Below are 16,326 nucleotides of genomic sequence, written 5' to 3' on the forward strand. Positions count from 1 at the left end.
CGACGGCCTTACTTCGGCTGCGCGACGGTGACGAGCGCCGGGCGCAGCACGCGGTCGGCGATCGTGTAGCCCTTTTGCAGCACGGTGACGACGGTGTTCGGCTCCTGCTCGGCCGGCACCATCGAAATTGCCTGGTGCTGATGCGGATCGAACTTCTCGCCGACCGGGTTCAGCGCGACGACGCGGCCCTTCTCGAGCGCGCTCGTCAGCTGGCGCAGCGTCAGCTCGACGCCTTCGCGCACCTTCGCGATGTCGCCGGACGTATCGTTGACGGCCGCTTCCAGGCTGTCCAGCACGGGCAGCAGGTGCTCCGCGAAGCTCTCGATCGCGAACTTGTGCGCCTTCGCGACGTCGTCCTGCGCGCGGCGGCGGACGTTCTCGGTTTCGGCCTTCGCCCGCAGGTAGCTCTCCTGCAGCTCGGCGACCTTGGCTTGAGCCTCCGCGAGCGCCGCGTCGGCTGCTTCGGCCGCGGGAGCAGCGCCTTGCGCCGCCTGCTTCTCGCTGCCGATATCTTCGGCCGATTGGGATGCCGGGTTCTCTTGCGTGTTTTCCATGTCGCTGAAAGTCGATTAGAGGTTGAAGCCAAATCGGCAACCGCCGGACCGTATATCCGGAGGCACCGCACATTGCTGGTGCAAATAAGGGCAAAAACGACGATTTCAAGAGGGTTATTCGCCGGCATTCTCCAATACCGCGAAACAACCGCGCGTCACGCCGGGGCATCGGCCGCATAGTCCGCCAGATCGGGCGAAACGGCCGGTAACAACGCTTACTTGGCAAGTACTAGCTTGGCACGGGCCCGCTGCACTACACTCTCCTCAAGCGTCGGAAAAGCGTGTTTACCCCTAGCTGACCGTCGCCTGACATCCACCTGGCGCCGTTTTCACCCTTCTTCTCGAGGGGAGTACCATGAAACTGACCTTTGCGATCTCGGTGGTCGCGCTGGTACTCATTGCCGGCACCACCACCATCTGCCTGTCGGGAGCCGTCACCGACCGCACGACCGAATACGGAAGCGCGCGGGCGACGTTCGACCAGATGTTCAGCTCCCACCAGAAAATCTGTCGATGATGCGCCGGTCGCGCTTCGTCGGCCGGCCGTGCAATTCGGCTGCCGGCTCGCGATACGTGCGGCGCCGCTCCAGTTCGGCGAGCCGCGCAGCCCGCCCTGCTTCCGTTTCCGCGTAAAGCGTCTGTGCGACGCTCGCCGGCCCGCGCACGTCGCACACGCCGAGCACGGCAATGTGCCAGACGATGCCGTCGATCGCAATCTCGACCTCGTCGCCCACGCGCACGTCCTTCGCCGGCTTGACCGCCGCGCCGCCGATCTTCACGTGCCCCTTGTCGACCGCATCGGTCGCGAGCGAGCGCGTCTTGAAGAACCTGGCCGCCCACAGCCATTTGTCGATGCGCAGCTTCGCGCCCGGTTCGGTCGAAATCTTGTAGTTCATCGCAGCCTCCGCCGGGCCGCCCCAAGGAGGCTGACCGCCCCCTCGGGGGGCAGTGAACGAAATGAGCGTGGGGGTCGTTTCATCTCAACCCACGGTTTCGGGCTGCACGGCCCTGACCGGCCAGCCCTGCAGATTCTCGGCGACGATCTCGCCGAGCGCACCGATCCACGCGGGCGCGCCATTCAGGCATGGAATGCGGTGGAACGCCTTGCCGCCGCCGGCGAGGAACTCGTCACGCACTTCCATGCCGATCTCCTCGATCGTCTCCAGGCAGTCGGCCGTGAAACCGGGACAGAACACGTCGGCCCGCCGCACGCCGGCCTCGCCGAACTCGCGCAGCGTCGGCGCGGTGTAAGGCTGCAGCCATTCGGCCTTGCCGAAGCGTGACTGGAACGTGACGCGGCATTCGGTCGTCGACAGCCCGAGCGCGGCCATCAGCAGCGCACCCGTTTGCTGGCACTGGTCGTGATAAGGGTCGCCGAGGTCGAGCGTGCGCTTCGGCACGCCGTGAAAGCTCAGCACGAGCTTGTCGCCGCCCGCGAAGTCGGGCCGGCCGTGCTGCGCCCAATACTGGCGCACCTGCTCGGCCAACGCATGGATATAGGCCGGATGGTCGGCGTAGTGCCGCACCGTGCGCACCTCGGGCTGGTTGCGCATGCGCGCGAGCGCGTCGAAGGCGGCGTCGAAGGCCGTGGCCGTGGTCGACGCCGAATATTGCGGGTACATCGGCATCAGCAGCACGCGCTCGACACCCGCGCGCTTGAACTGCGCGAGCGCGTGCGAAATGTTCGGGCTGCCGTAGCGCATCGCGTAGTCGACCTGCACTTGATAGCCGTTCGACACGAGCAGGTGCCGCACGCTGTCGGTCTGGCGCTCCGTGTACACGCGCAGCGGCGACCCCTCGGGCATCCAGACGGCTGCGTATTTCTTTGCGGACGCGCGGCCGCGCAGCGGCAGGATCACCGTGCGCAGCAGCACCTGCCAAATGGCCTGCGGAATCTCGACGACCCGCGGATCCGACAGGAATTCGGCCAGGTAGCGCCGCACCGCGCGCGGCGTGGGTGCGTCGGGCGTGCCGAGATTGATCAGCAGCACGCCGATGCGATGGGCAGCCGCGGTGCTCGAAGGCGGCTCAAGATCGAAACGCATGGGCAATAACGTGCTCGGGGCACGGGACCGGACGGCTCTCAATTATAGCGGGCCGCTGCGCGCCGGTCGGCTGGCCGTTCGGCCGACTGCCGGCACACGCGGTGCCGCGGCACGATGACGGGGCAGGATCGGGCTGGCGACGGCAGGCTACTGCTGGCTCAGCGTGAGCGACAGCAGGCGCGCGGTGATGTCGACGATCGGTATCACGCGGTTGTACGCCATGCGGGTCGGGCCGATCACGCCGAGCGTGCCAACTATCTGCCCGTTCACCTCGTAAGGCGCGGTCACGACGCTCATTTCCTCGATAGGCACGAGCGTCGATTCGCCGCCAATGAAGATCTGCACGCCCTGGGCGTGGCTCGACACGTCGAGCAGTTGCAGGAGGCCCGTCTTTTGGTCGAATACGTCGAACAGCTTGCGCAGCCGAGCCATGTCGGACGACAGATCCGCCACTTCGAGCAGGTTGCGCTCGCCGGAAATCAGCACGGTGTCCTCGGTGTCCGGCACCTCGGTGCTGGCCGTCACGGCGGCATGCATCAGCGCGGTCATGTCGCCGCGCAACTGGTCGATCTCGTCGCGCAGGCGGCGGCGCACCTCGTCGAACGACAGTCCGGCGAAATGCGCGTTGATGTAGTTGGACGCCTCGGTCAGTTGCGACGGCGAGTAATCGCGCGGCGTCGCGAGCATCCGGTTCTGCACGTCGCCCTCGGGCGTGACGATGATCAGCAGGATGCGCTTGTCCGACAGGCGCATGAACTCGATCTGCTTGAACACGTGGCTGCGGCGCGGCGTCAGCACCACGCCCGCGAACTGCGACAGGTTCGACAGCACACTCGCGGCGGCCGCCACGACGCGCTGCTGCGGCTCGCCGGCCTGCAGCGTGTTCTGCACCTGCCGCGCGACGGCCTCGGCGTCGATCGGCGCCTCGACCGTCAGCATCGTGTCGACGAACAGCCGGTAGCCGCGCGGCGTCGGCACGCGGCCGGCCGACGTGTGCGGGCTCGACACGAGGCCGAGCTCCTCCAGGTCGGACATCACGTTGCGGATCGTTGCCGGGCTCAGCTCGAGCCCGGAGTAACGGGACAACGTGCGCGATCCGACTGGCTGACCGTCGGCGATATACCGTTCGATCAGGGTTTTCAGGAGGGTTCGTGCGCGAGGATCTAGCATGGTGGAAAATTTTAGCGCAACCGCGCGACCGCGGCGAGTGGCGTCGGTTGCCGTTGCGCGGGCCGGCCCGATCCGGCCCCGTCTGCGCACAGCCGGTTCTTTTCGTCAACGAGCTATGGTGTAATGCCGGCATGAAAACCGGTAATCAGTTCAACACTGTCGCGCTCGTCGGCCGGAGCAACACGCCCAACATCGCCGAGCCGCTCGCCACACTGGCCGCCTGCATCGCCAAACGGGGCTTCGAGGTCGTCTTCGAAGCCGAGACCGCGCGCGAGATCGGCATCACCGGCTATCCGGCGCTGACCCCGGCCGAAATCGGGGCGCGCGCCGACGTGGCGGTCGTACTGGGCGGCGACGGGACGATGCTCGGCATCGGCCGTCAGCTCGCGCCGTACAAGACACCGCTGATCGGGATCAACCACGGGCGGCTCGGCTTCATCACCGACATCGCGGCGGCCGACATGCAGGCGCTCGTCCCGGTGATCCTGTCGGGCAAGTTCGAGCGCGAGGAGCGCGCGCTGCTCGAGGCCCGGATCATGCGCGACGGCGAACCGATCTACCACGCGCTCGCCTTCAACGATGTCGTCGTGAACCGCAGCGGCTTCTCCGGGATGGTCGAGCTGCGCGCGTCGGTCGACGGCCGATATATGTACAACCAGCGTTCGGACGGCCTGATCGTCGCGACGCCGACCGGCTCGACCGCTTACGCGCTGTCGTCGGCCGGCCCGATCCTCCATCCGCAGCTGGCGGGCATCGTCCTCGTGCCGATCGCACCGCACGCGCTGTCGAACCGGCCGATCGTGCTGCCCGACGATTCGAAAATCGCGATCCAGATCGTCGGCGGGCGCGACGTCAACGTGAACTTCGACATGCAGTCGTTCACCGCGCTCGAACTGAACGACACGATCGAGGTGCGCCGCTCGAAGCACACGGTGCCGTTTCTGCACCCGATCGGCTACAGCTACTACGCGACGCTGCGCAAGAAGCTGCACTGGAACGAACACGCCTCGAACGAAGACGACAAGGCGTCCTGACGCCGCTCCGCCCGACACCATGCTCCGCCACCTCTCGATCCGCGACTTCGTCATCGTCGCCGCGCTCGATCTCGAATTCGACAGCGGCTTTTCCGTCTTTTCCGGCGAAACCGGCGCCGGGAAATCGATCCTGATCGATGCCCTCGCCCTCGCGCTCGGCGAACGTGCCGACGCGAGCGTCGTGCGCACCGGCTGCGGCCGCGCCGACATCACCGCCGAATTCACGCCGCACGACCGCGTCGCGCGCTGGCTCGACGAACACGCGTTCGACACCGAGGACACCGTGATGCTGCGCCGCGTGATCGATGCGAACGGCCGGTCGCGCGCGTTCATCAACGGCACCAGCGCAACGCTCGCGCAGCTGCGCGAGCTCGGCGAAATGCTCGTCGACATCCACGGCCAGCACGCGCACCAGCTGCTGATGCGGCCCGACGCGCAACGCGAGCTATTCGATACGCACGCGGGCCTCGTCGCCGATGCCGCGAACGTCGCGCGCGCATGGCGCGTGTGGCGCGACGCGACGCAGGCGATCGAGGCAGCCAAAGCGCACGAGCGCGAGCTGCAGCTCGAACGCGAAAAGCTCGCCTGGCAGCTCGCCGAACTCGACAAGCTCGCGCCGCAAGCCGGCGAATGGGACGAAGTCAGCAACGAGCACAAGCGCCTGTCGCATTCGGCGAACCTGATCGAAGGCGTGCGCGGTGCGCTGAACGCGCTGTCCGAGTCCGACGACGCGATGCTCGCGCAGCTCGGCGCGATCGTGTCGAAGCTGCGCAGCCTCGCCGACTACGATACCTCGCTCGGCGACGCGCTCGCGTCGCTCGAACCGGCCGAGATCCAGTTGCAGGAAGCCGTCTATTCGCTGTCTCACTATGCGCAGCGCGTCGATCTCGACCCCGAACGGCTCGCGCAGGTCGAATCGCGCCTCGATGCGCTGCACTCGACCGCCCGCAAGTTCCGCTTGCCGCCCGACACGCTGCACGAAGAACACGCGGCACGCCGCGCGCAGCTCGCCGCACTCGATGCGGCGGCCGATCTCGGTGCGCTCGTGGCGGTGCAGGCCCAGGCGCGGGAAGCCTATCTCGCCGACGCCAGGCATCTGTCCAAGGCACGCACGCAGGCCGCCAAGGCGCTCGGCACGGCCGTCACGGCCGGCATGCAGGAGCTGTCGATGGCGGGCGGGAGCTTCGAAGTCGCGCTCGTGCCGCTCGCCGACGGCGGCCCGCACGGGCTCGAACAGGTCGAATTCCGGGTCGCCGGGCACCCCGGCGTGCCACTGCGGCCGCTCGCGAAGGTTGCGTCGGGCGGCGAGCTCGCGCGGATCAGCCTCGCGCTCGCGGTGATCGCCAGCGCGGCAAGCCCGACGCCGACGCTGATCTTCGACGAAGTCGATACGGGGATCGGCGGCGGCGTCGCCGAAGTGGTCGGCCGCCTGCTGCACCAGCTCGGGCGCGATCGCCAGGTGCTGTGCGTGACACACCTGCCGCAGGTCGCTGCGCGCGGGGATCACCACTACCAGGTCGCAAAAGGCGCCGACGACCGTGGCGGTACGGTGTCGACCGTCGTCGCACTCGACCGCGCCAGCCGCATCGAGGAAGTCGCACGGATGCTCGGCGGGCTCGAGATCACGGCGACCACGCGAAAGCACGCGAAGGAAATGCTGGCCGCCTGACGCAGGCCACCCGTTATCCGTTCATCGAACGCAAAAAGACCGGCGCACGACGCGCCGGTCTTTTTTTGGCCCGGTGGCGCAATCGCGTCCGCCCTGCCGCACCGCATCGAACGGCCGTTTCAACTATCCGTTTCAACCGCCCCGAACACGCGCTCCCACAGCGCCGTGACAGCGGCCCGCTCGTCGGCCACCACCGCCGGATCGACCCGCGCCTTTTCCATGCCATCGAGCCGCAGCTTGTGCTGCAGCTTCCGGTACTTCCGGTACGCCGCACCCACCCGCTCGGCCTCGTCCTCGCCCATCAACCCGAAGCGCGCGACCTCGCGCAGCAGCGCGATGTTGCCCGTGTTGCGGATCAGCTCGGCATCGCTCGACGCGTGCAGCAGCACCCAGTACTGGACGATGAACTCGATGTCGACCATCCCGCCGCGATCGTGCTTCAGGTCGAACAGCTCGGTCTGGTTCGGGTGGCCGGCGAACACCTTGCCGCGCATGTCGACGATTTCCTTCGCGAGCACGCCGCCGTCGCGCGGCGTCGTCAGCACCTGCTGGCGGATCGCCTCGAAGTCCGCGCCGATCTGCGCGTCGCCCGCGCTGTAGCGGGCACGCGTCAGCGCCTGGTGCTCCCAGACCCACGCGGTATTCGCGGCGTCGCCCTCGCGCAGCTGGTAGCGGCGGAACGCGTCGAGATCGGTGACGAGCAGCCCGGCCTCGCCGTTCGGCCGCAGCCGCAGGTCGATGTCGAACAGCGCGCCCGCCCCGGTCGCCGTGGTGAGCCACGTGATCAGGCGCCGCGTGAAGGTCGTGTAGACGTCAGCCGAGCGCTCGTCGGCGTCGTCGTACAGGAAGATCAGGTCGAGATCCGATGCGTAGCCGAGCTCCTTGCCGCCCAGCTTCCCGTACGCGATCACCGCGAACTTCGGCACATCGCGATGGCGCTTCGCGAGCTGCGACCAGACGACTTCGATCGTCACGTCGAGCACCGCGTCGGCCAGCTCGGACAGCCGGTCGCTCACGTGCTCGACCGACAGTTGCCCGGCCAGATCGATCAGCAGGATCCGGAATACTTCCGCGTGCTGGGCGTGCCGCAGCAGGTCCATCTGTTGCTCGGGGCCGTCGGCCGCGGCAAGTCGTGCGCGCAGTGCGTCCTTGAACGCGGGCCAGTCGAACGGGCTCGCGATCGCCTCGTCGTCGAGCAGTTCGTCGAGCAGCTGCGGATGGCGAATCAGGTAGCCGCCGCCCCAGCGCGTCGCACCGAGCACCGACAGCACGCGGTCGAGCGCGGCCGGATATTCGGTCAGCAGCGCGAGATAGACGCCGCGCCGGCTGACCGTCTCGAGCAGGTCGAACAGGCGCACGATCGTGTCGTCGCGGCGCGCGGCGTCGATGTTCGGCGCGGCGTCGAGCGCCCGCTGCGCGACGCTGTCGAAGCGCTGCCGGCTCTTTTCCGGCAGGCCCGTGTAGCGCGACGACTGCCAGATCGCGCGCAGCCGGGCGAGCACGGTGGCCGGATCCTTGAAACCGAGGCCGTCGAGACGCGCGACCAGCGCGTCGTCCTCGCCGTCGTCGGCCAGCGCGCCGCTCCAGATCCACGCGGCTGCCGTGTCGTCGCCGGCCGCGCAGGGCGCGCCGCTCGCCTTGTCGGCAAAAATCTGGTCGAACTGCGCTTCGACGAACGTGCGGTGGCCGTCCAGCACCGTCATCAGCGCCGCATAGTCGGTAAAGCCCAGCGACGCGGCCAGCGCCGCGCGTTCGTCCGGCTCGACCGGCATCGCGTGCGTCTGCGCGTCGTTGCGGTACTGCAGCCGGTGCTCGAGCGTGCGCAGGAAGTTGTAGGCATCGGTCAGGCGCGCGCGCACATCCTCGCCGATCAGCCCGCGCGCCTGCGCATGGCGCAGCACCGCGAGCGTCGGCCGTACGCGGAATTCCGCATCCTGGCCGCCGCGGATCAGCTGGAACACCTGTGCACTGAATTCGATCTCGCGGATCCCGCCGCGCCCGAGCTTGATGTCGTCGGCCTTGTCGGGCCGCATCGACGCGCGGCGCGCGGCTTCCTGCCGGATCTGCTGGTGCAGCGAGCGGATTGCGCCGATCACGCCGAAGTCGAGGTAGCGGCGGTATACGAACGGCTTGACGAGCGACTCGAGTTGCGACTCCAGCCGTTGCGCCGCGTCGCTTTCGCCTTCCGACACGAGCCGCCCCTTGATCCACGCATAGCGCTCCCACTCGCGGCCCTGCACGTAGAAATATTCCTCGAGCATGCCGAGGCTGCAGACGAGCGGCCCCGAATCGCCGTTCGGACGCAGCCGCATGTCGACGCGAAACACGTAGCCGTCGGCCGTGACTTCCGACAACACGCCGATCAGCCGCCGGCCGAGCCGCGTGAAGTATTCCTGCGTGGACAGCGGCGAACGCGCGCCGCCGGTCGTCTCGCCGTCGTCCTCGTAGACGAAGATCAGGTCGATGTCCGACGACACGTTCAGCTCGCGGCCGCCGAGCTTGCCCATCCCGACCACGCCGAGCACGACGCGCTGGCCGTCGGCGCCGCGCGGCTCGCCGTACTGCGCCTCGAGCTCGTCCGACAGCAGCGCGAGCGAGCGCTGCACGGCCACTTCCGCGAGGTCGGTCATCGCGCCCGTCACCTCGGCGACGTCCGCCAGCCCGCGAAGGTCGCGCTCCGCCACCGCGCCGAATGCCTCCGCGCGCAGTTGCCGCAGTGCGCGCTTCAGTTGCTCGTCGGTCGGCGCGGCCGTGCCGGCCGGCGTCGCGAGCAGTTCGGTCAGGCGCGCGTCGAGCTGCGCGCGACCGAGCGGCGCGGCCGCCCACGCGGCAACCTGGTCGGTGAGCGCGGGTCGCGCGCCGGCCGCTCGGGCCAGGTAACGGGAATAGGACGTGCAGATCAGGGCGGAAGCGTCGGTCATCGAGAAGCGGGCCTGGCGGAACGGCCGGCCGGCACGGGAAACGCACGCGCGCCCCGCTCCCGACCGGCTCCATGGACTCGGCGCGGCGTCGCGGGGCGGCTGCGCCCGTCGCGAAACCGCGCGCCGGAAAGCCCGTGCCGTGCTGCCGCAACGGCCGCCGGCACGAACCCGTGTGATACATTTCAACGTCAGTCTGCAAAACTACCATATCGCCGCCCGTCCGCCGCATGTCCGACCGTCAGGAATCCGCCGTAGCTGCGCCCGAAGCGGGACCTCCGAAGCACGATCATCCGGTCCTGCGTCGCGTGTTCAGGGTGACGCTGGCAGTCGGGATCGGCACCTACTTCGTCGCGTCCGGCGCGTTCCTCGGGCTGCGCTACGTCCTGCTGCCCCGCATCGACGAATTCCGCCCGCGCATCGAACGCGCGGTGTCCGACAAGCTCCACGCGCAGCTTTCAATCGGGAAGCTTTCCCCGAACTGGTCCGGCATGCAGCCGGGTGTCGAACTCACGAACCTGACGATCCGCGGCCGTGACGGCAAGGTCGCGCTGTCGGTGCCGCATGCGACGGCCGCGCTGTCGTGGATGTCGCTGCTGCGGCTGTCGCCCGCGCTGTCGAGCCTGATCGTCGACCAGCCCGATCTGGTCGTCGCGCGTGCCGCCGACGGCTCGCTGAGCATCGCGGGCGTCGGCGTGGCGACCACCCACGGCGGCAACGACACGTTCGGCACGTGGCTGCTGAACCAGGAGGCGATCGTGCTGCGCGGCGGCACGCTGCGGTGGCGCGACGCGCAGCATGACGCGCCGGAGCTCGTGCTGTCGGGCATCCGGCTCGCGGTGCTCAATGCCGGCCGCGTGCACAAGGCCGCGCTGCAGGCGCCCGCGAACGGCACGCTGCTGCTCGGCCCGCTCGACTTCCGTGCGCGCTTCAAGCACAAGCCGCTCGCGCCGGTCGGCAAGCCGGGGAACTGGACGGGCGACGCGTACCTGTCGACGGGCCCGGTCGACCTGCAGACGCTGGCGCGCTACCTCGACGTGCCGCTCACGATTCACGCGGGCCGGATCGACAACGCGATCTGGGCTACCTTCAGCGACGGCCACCTGCATTCGGCGGGCGGCGACTTGCAAGGCGCGGACGTCGCGCTGCGCGTGCGCCCGACGCAGCCGCGGCTCGACGTGCCGACGGTCGGCTTCGGCTGGGACATGCAGCTCGACGCCGGCCACGACTACAAGCTGCACCTGACACGCTTCAACGCGGAGCTCGGCCAGCCGCCGCTGCCGGACGGCACGCCGCTCGCCCGCTCGCTCGCGCTGTCGACGCTGACGGCCCGCTACCGCGTGCCGACCGCGAACCAGGGGCAGTTGTTGAGCGTCGTCGGCGACCGCGTCGATCTCGGCATCCTCAGCGAATTCATTCGCGGGCTGCCGCTGCCGGCACGCCTGCGCAACGAGCTGATCAAGATCGACCCGCGCGGAATGGTGTCGAACTATCACATCGAGGTCGAACGCGCGAAACCCGCGCACGCGGACCTCGCCGACGAGGAGCGGCGCATGGGCGCCGCGCCGATCGTGCGCTACCGCTTCCTCGGCGACCTGCAAGGCATCAGCTTCGCGGCGCAGGAGCCGCCGCCCGGGCTCTCGCCCCGCGGCCACCCGCGCGCCGGCTGGCCGGGTGTCGAGAACCTGTGGGGCCGCGTCGACGCGAACGAGACAGGCGGCTCGGCACATTTCGACACGGTCAATGCGGCCGTCACGGTGCCCGGCGAATTCGACGAGCCGCGCCTGACGTTCGACCGCCTGCGCGGCAATGCCAAATGGACGATCACGCCCGCGCCCGGCGAGAAGCACGCGCGCGTCGACGTATCGCTGCCCGACCTGCTCGTCTCGAACCCCGATGCCGAAATCGCGGTGTCGGGCTCGTACGCGAACCCTGGCCACGGCCGCGGCTCGCTCGACCTGCGCGCCGATTTCGCCCGCGCGTCGGTGGCGCGCATCCCCCGCTACCTGCCGACCGGCATGTCCGAACACCTGCGCGACTATCTCGGCCACGCGCTGCAGGACGGCCAGGTGACCAAGGGCGCGTCGATCGTCGCCCGTGGCCCGCTCGAGAAATTCCCGTTCGAACACGAGCCGGACGCCGGCGTATTCCACATCGTCGCGCCGTTCACCGGCGGCCGCTTCGAACCGACGCCGTACCCGCCGCGCAAGCTCGCGAACGGCACGCCGAGCGTCTGGCCTGCGCTCGACGGGATCGACGGCGTGTTCGAACTCGCGCAGAACAAGCTGCGCTTCGACATCCACCGCGCACACTACAAGCGCGTCGCACTGACGAAGGTCGCCGGCCGCATCGACGATCTCGGCAATCCGACCCACTCGCCGCTCATCATCGACGGCCATGCGCAGGGCCCGCTCGCCGACCTGATCGACTATGCGGACAACAGCTCGCTCGGCACGATGAGCGGGCACATCGGCCAGCGGATCGATGCGCAGGGGCCCGCGTCGCTCGGGCTCAAGATCACGATTCCGCAGCACGTCGCGCATCCGCACACGCACGTCGAAGGCGCACTCGCATTCGGCGGCAACACGCTGACGACCAATGGCGTGCCGCCGCTGTCGGCACTGCGCGGCAGTGTCCGGTTCACCGAGGCCGGCGCATCGCTGCACGACCTGTCGGGACGCTTCCTCGGCGGCCCGGTGCGCGCGAACGGCAACTTCCAGTCGCACGGCCCGTACACGGTAGACGTCGACGGCCGGCTCGCGCTCGACGCCGCACGCGGCCTGAACCTGCACGGCCCGGCCGCCGCACTGCTCGAGCACGTGGTCGGCGACGCACCGTACAAGGTCGCCGTGCGCGGCGCACCGGGCCGCTTGCCCGACATCAGCGCGCACTCCGACCTGACCGGCGTCGCGCTGAATTTCCCCGCGCCGTTCGCGAAGGCGGCCGGCACGCCGATGCCGTTCAGCTTCACGCTGCAGCCGGCGCCGCAAACCGACGGCAAGCGCCTCGAACACGCGGACCTGACACTCGGCCCCGTGTCGGCCACCTACCTGCTCGACGCGACGCGCGGCCAGCCGCTGCGCGCGGTGCGCGGCGCGATGGGCATCCACCGGATGCCCGACATGCCGCAGGACGGCGTGAGCGCGGCCGTCGACGTCAACGAGCTGGACGCCGACGCCTGGCTCGCGCTTGCCCATACGCTGAAGCCCGACACGCCGCGCGCGCCGGAGCCGCAGGCCGCGCCGCGGGTCGATTTCGCAAGCTTCGCGCCGAAGCGTTTCGCACTCCACTTCGGCACGCTGAAGCTGCTCAAGCGCAACTGGGAAAACGTGATCATCGGCGCGTCGCACGTCGACGAGCTGTGGCAGGCGAACATCGCGTCGAACCAGGTGTCTGGCTACCTGTCGTGGGCGCCGGGCGGCGGCCACAACGGCGCGGGCGTGCTGAACGCGCGGCTCGCGAAGCTCGTGGTGCCCGACAGCGCGCAGCACGATCTCGTCGGCCGCGCGATGAACCTGCCGACACCGACCGACCGCCCGATGCCGTCGATCGACCTGATCGTCGACCAGGTCGTCGCGCGCAACCACGACATCGGCCGCCTCGTCGTCAACGCGCGCAATATCGATGAAGCCGGCACGCCGGTCTGGCAGCTCGACAAGCTGGAGCTGTCGAACCCGGACGCGAAGCTGACGGCGACCGGCAACTGGCGCACGTCGCGCCGCGCGCTCGCCCGCGGCGCCGACGAGAGCGACGCACCGCGCCGTACCGTGTTCGACTTCAAGCTCGACATCGGCAACGCGGGTGCACTGCTCGACCGCGTCGGCCTGCCGCGCACGCTGGCGGGCGGCCATGGCGCGGTGACCGGCAAGGTCGGCTGGCGCGGCGGCCCGACCGCGCTCGACTTCCCGTCGCTCGGCGGCCAGATCGCGATCGATCTCGAACACGGCCAGATCCTGAAGGTCGACCCGGGTGCGGCGAAGCTGCTCGGCGTGCTGAGCCTGCAGAGCCTTGCGCGCTTCCTGACGCTGAATTTCCGCGACGTGATCGGCAAGGGGCTGCCGTTCGACAAGATCACCGGCACCGGCCAGATCTCGAACGGAATCGCCCGCACCGACGACTTTTCGATGATGACGGGGCCCGCGAACGTCGCCGTGCGCGGCGCGGTCGATCTCGGCGCCGAGACGCAGGACCTCCATGCGCACGTCGCACCGAAGATCAGCGCGGGCGCCGCCGCGATCGGGGCTGCCATCATCAACCCGCTGCTCGGCGTCGGCGTGCTGGCCGCGAACTACGCGCTGTCGGAAACGCTGTCGCGCGCGTTCGCGCTCGACTACGCGATCACCGGCTCGTGGGCGCACCCGCACATCGAGCGGGTGCGGGGCGATCAGGGTAAGATGAATCACGGTCCGGCCGATGCGGCGAATCATTGAGCCGCGCGTCGAATCACACACGGTGCCGGGCCGCACCCCATTTATGACGCAACCGATCCTGCGATGACCGACCACACCCGTTCCGCCACGCCCTTCCAGGTCGCCGCGCTGCAGATGGTGAGCACGCCGGACGTCGCGCGCAATCTCGCCGAAGCCCGCCGCCTGATCGCGGAAGCCGCCGGTGAAGGCGCGCAGCTCGTGCTGCTGCCCGAGTATTTCTGCTTCATGGGCCACCGCGACACCGACAAGCTCGCGCTCGCCGAACCCTACCAGGACGGCCCGATCCAGCACTTCCTCGCGGACGCCGCGCGTCGCCACGGGATCTGGGTGATCGGCGGCACGCTGCCGTTGAAGGCGCCGGAGCCCGATCGCGTGCTCAACACGACGCTCGTGTTCGATCCGTCCGGCAACGAAGCCGCGCGCTACGACAAGATCCATCTGTTCAACTTCGAGAAAGGCGACGAATCGTTCGACGAGGCGCGCACGATCCGCGCGGGCGATACGGTCGTCGCATTCGACGCGCCGTTCGGGCGGGTCGGCCTGTCGGTCTGTTACGATCTCCGCTTTCCGGAGCTGTATCGCAGGATGGGCGACTGCGCGCTGATCGTCGTACCGTCGGCGTTTACGTATACGACGGGCCGTGCGCACTGGGAAACGCTGCTGCGCGCGCGGGCCGTCGAGAACCAGTGCTACGTGCTCGCGGCCGCGCAAGGCGGCAAGCACGAGAACGGCCGGCGCACCTGGGGCCACAGCATGCTGATCGACCCGTGGGGCGAGATCGTCGCGGTCCGTGACGTCGGTGCCAGCGTCGTGCTCGGCGCGATCGATCCGCAGCGCATCGCCGACGTGCGCCAGAGCCTGCCCGCGTGGCGGCACCGCGTGCTGACCTGAATCCGCCGCGCCGCTTGAAACGCCGCGCGGCCAACCCATCTGCCCAGAAGCACCCGACAACTTTTTGAGAAACCCCGATATCCGCATGAACATCATCGAACCCGGCATCCGCAACCTCGCGCTGGCGAAGGACATCCTGCTCACGCCGTACGGCCTCGACGAAAGCCTGCTCACGCGCACGATCGCCGACATCTTCACGCATCGCGTCGACTACGCAGACCTGTACTTCCAGGCAACCCGCAGCGAAGCGTGGAGCCTCGAGGAAGGCATCGTCAAATCGGGCAGCTTCAGCATCGACCAGGGCGTCGGCGTGCGCGCGGTCGCGGGCGACCGCACCGCGTTCGCGTATTCCGACGACCTGTCGCCGGAAGCCATCGCGCAAGCCGCTGCGGCCACCAAGGCAATCGCGGCCGCCGGCGGCGGCCGCCAGAAGATCAAGGCGGCATCGTCGCTGAAGGGCATCTCGGGCCGCGACCTGTACCTGCCGTCCGATCCGCTCGCGTCGCTCGACGCGACGGCCAAGGTCAAGCTGCTCGAGCGCATCGAGCAGATGGCACGCGGCCGCGACCCGCGCATCACGCAGGTGATGGCAGGCCTCGCCGGCGAATACGATGTCGTGCTGGTCGCGCGCAGCGACGGCGCGCTCGCGGCCGACATCCGCCCGCTCGTGCGCGTGTCGGTCACGGTGATCGCCGAGCAGAACGGCCGCCGCGAGATCGGCTCCGGCGGCGGCGGCGGCCGCTTCGACTACGGCTACTTCACCGACGACGTGCTGTCGCGCTACGTCGACGACGCCGTGCATGCGGCGCTCGTGAACCTCGACGCCCGCCCCGCGCCGGCCGGCGCGATGACGGTCGTGCTCGGGCCGGGCTGGCCGGGCGTGCTGCTGCACGAAGCGATCGGCCACGGCCTCGAGGGCGATTTCAACCGCAAGGGTTCGTCGGCATTCGCGGGCCGGATCGGCGAACGCGTCGCCGCGAAGGGTGTGACCGTCGTCGACGACGGCACGCTGCCGAACCGCCGCGGCTCGCTGAACATCGACGACGAAGGCAACCCGACGCAGTGCACGACGCTGATCGAGGACGGCATCCTGAAGGGCTACATCCAGGACACGCTGAACGCGCGCCTGATGAAGATGCCGGTCACGGGCAACGCGCGCCGCGAGTCGTACGCGGCGCTGCCGATGCCGCGCATGACCAACACGTACATGCTGAACGGCGACAAGGATCCGCAGGAAATCATCGCATCGGTGAAGAACGGCCTGTACGCGGTGAACTTCGGCGGCGGCCAGGTCGACATCACGAACGGCAAGTTCGTGTTCTCGGCGTCCGAGGCGTACATGATCGAGAACGGCAAGGTCACCTACCCGGTGAAAGGCGCGACGCTGATCGGCAGCGGCCCCGAATCGCTGAAGGACGTGAGCATGATCGGCAACGACATGTCGCTCGACTCGGGCGTCGGCGTGTGCGGCAAGGAAGGCCAGAGCGTGCCGGTCGGCGTCGGCCAGCCGACCCTGCGGATCGACAGGATGACGGTCGGCGGTACGGCATAACCGCATCGCGGCGCAGACATTCCGCGCGTTTTCTTCAAAATGCGCGGAATGTCCGCATTTTTG

At 68.9% G+C, this 16,326-nt stretch carries 11 protein-coding genes; 6 read left to right on the forward strand and 5 right to left on the reverse strand.

Annotated features, from left to right (window positions below):
- Window positions 1-8: 8 nt before the first annotated feature.
- Window positions 9-554 carry a nucleotide exchange factor GrpE gene (gene grpE / locus C5O79_RS31155; RefSeq protein ID WP_039361358.1) on the reverse strand — a complete coding sequence of 182 codons (546 nt, stop codon included), beginning with the start codon at window positions 552-554 and terminating at the stop codon, window positions 9-11.
- Between the two features lie 355 nt (window positions 555-909).
- Between grpE and C5O79_RS38265 the strand changes: the two genes are divergently transcribed.
- Complete coding sequence (locus tag C5O79_RS38265; protein WP_006476841.1) at window positions 910-1,071, forward strand: hypothetical protein; 162 nt, start codon at window positions 910-912, stop codon at window positions 1,069-1,071.
- On the opposite strand, the gene C5O79_RS31165 is transcribed toward C5O79_RS38265, so the two are convergent.
- The 3 genes from C5O79_RS31165 to hrcA all read right to left on the reverse strand — a co-directional run bounded on the left by C5O79_RS31165 (window position 1,043) and on the right by hrcA (window position 3,769).
- Entirely contained in the window at window positions 1,043-1,450 is a 408-nt protein-coding gene (locus tag C5O79_RS31165; protein WP_043189537.1) for an RNA-binding S4 domain-containing protein, read from the reverse strand. The genes C5O79_RS38265 and C5O79_RS31165 overlap by 29 nt on opposite strands.
- Window positions 1,451-1,534: 84 nt before the next feature.
- Complete coding sequence (gene hemH / locus C5O79_RS31170; RefSeq protein WP_131932024.1) at window positions 1,535-2,599, reverse strand: ferrochelatase; 1,065 nt, start codon at window positions 2,597-2,599, stop codon at window positions 1,535-1,537.
- Window positions 2,600-2,746: 147 nt separating this feature from the next.
- Window positions 2,747-3,769 carry a heat-inducible transcriptional repressor HrcA gene (gene hrcA, locus C5O79_RS31175; protein WP_031399637.1) on the reverse strand — a complete coding sequence of 341 codons (1,023 nt, stop codon included), beginning with the start codon at window positions 3,767-3,769 and terminating at the stop codon, window positions 2,747-2,749.
- Between the two features lie 131 nt (window positions 3,770-3,900).
- Between hrcA and C5O79_RS31180 the strand changes: the two genes are divergently transcribed.
- Window positions 3,901-4,803, forward strand: a complete 903-nt coding sequence (locus C5O79_RS31180; protein ID WP_046544985.1) for an NAD kinase — start codon at window positions 3,901-3,903, stop codon at window positions 4,801-4,803.
- A 19-nt stretch (window positions 4,804-4,822) separates the two neighbouring features.
- Window positions 4,823-6,472 (forward strand): DNA repair protein RecN, encoded by a 1,650-nt coding sequence (gene recN / locus C5O79_RS31185; RefSeq protein WP_122473585.1) that lies wholly within the window; start codon window positions 4,823-4,825, stop codon window positions 6,470-6,472.
- A 119-nt stretch (window positions 6,473-6,591) separates the two neighbouring features.
- On the opposite strand, the gene glnE is transcribed toward recN, so the two are convergent.
- Window positions 6,592-9,393: a bifunctional [glutamate--ammonia ligase]-adenylyl-L-tyrosine phosphorylase/[glutamate--ammonia-ligase] adenylyltransferase gene (gene glnE / locus C5O79_RS31190; RefSeq protein ID WP_131932026.1), complete on the reverse strand. Its 2,802-nt coding sequence runs from the start codon at window positions 9,391-9,393 to the stop codon at window positions 6,592-6,594.
- A 227-nt stretch (window positions 9,394-9,620) separates the two neighbouring features.
- Between glnE and C5O79_RS31195 the strand changes: the two genes are divergently transcribed.
- The 3 genes from C5O79_RS31195 (at window position 9,621) to tldD (ending at window position 16,263) form a co-directional block, all read left to right on the forward strand.
- The gene (locus C5O79_RS31195; RefSeq protein WP_124473165.1) at window positions 9,621-13,820 is read left to right on the forward strand and encodes an AsmA-like C-terminal region-containing protein; all 4,200 of its coding nucleotides are present in this window, start codon (window positions 9,621-9,623) and stop codon (window positions 13,818-13,820) included.
- Between the two features lie 63 nt (window positions 13,821-13,883).
- Window positions 13,884-14,711 (forward strand): carbon-nitrogen hydrolase family protein, encoded by an 828-nt coding sequence (locus C5O79_RS31200; RefSeq protein WP_046544982.1) that lies wholly within the window; start codon window positions 13,884-13,886, stop codon window positions 14,709-14,711.
- Between the two features lie 85 nt (window positions 14,712-14,796).
- On the forward strand, window positions 14,797-16,263 hold the full coding sequence (tldD, locus tag C5O79_RS31205; RefSeq protein WP_046544981.1) for a metalloprotease TldD: 1,467 nt from the start codon (window positions 14,797-14,799) through the stop codon (window positions 16,261-16,263).
- The last annotated feature ends 63 nt before the right edge of the window (window positions 16,264-16,326 follow it).

It is taken from the genome of Burkholderia sp. SRS-25 (assembly GCF_004343765.1).
Classification (GTDB): Bacteria; Pseudomonadota; Gammaproteobacteria; order Burkholderiales; family Burkholderiaceae; genus Burkholderia; species Burkholderia contaminans.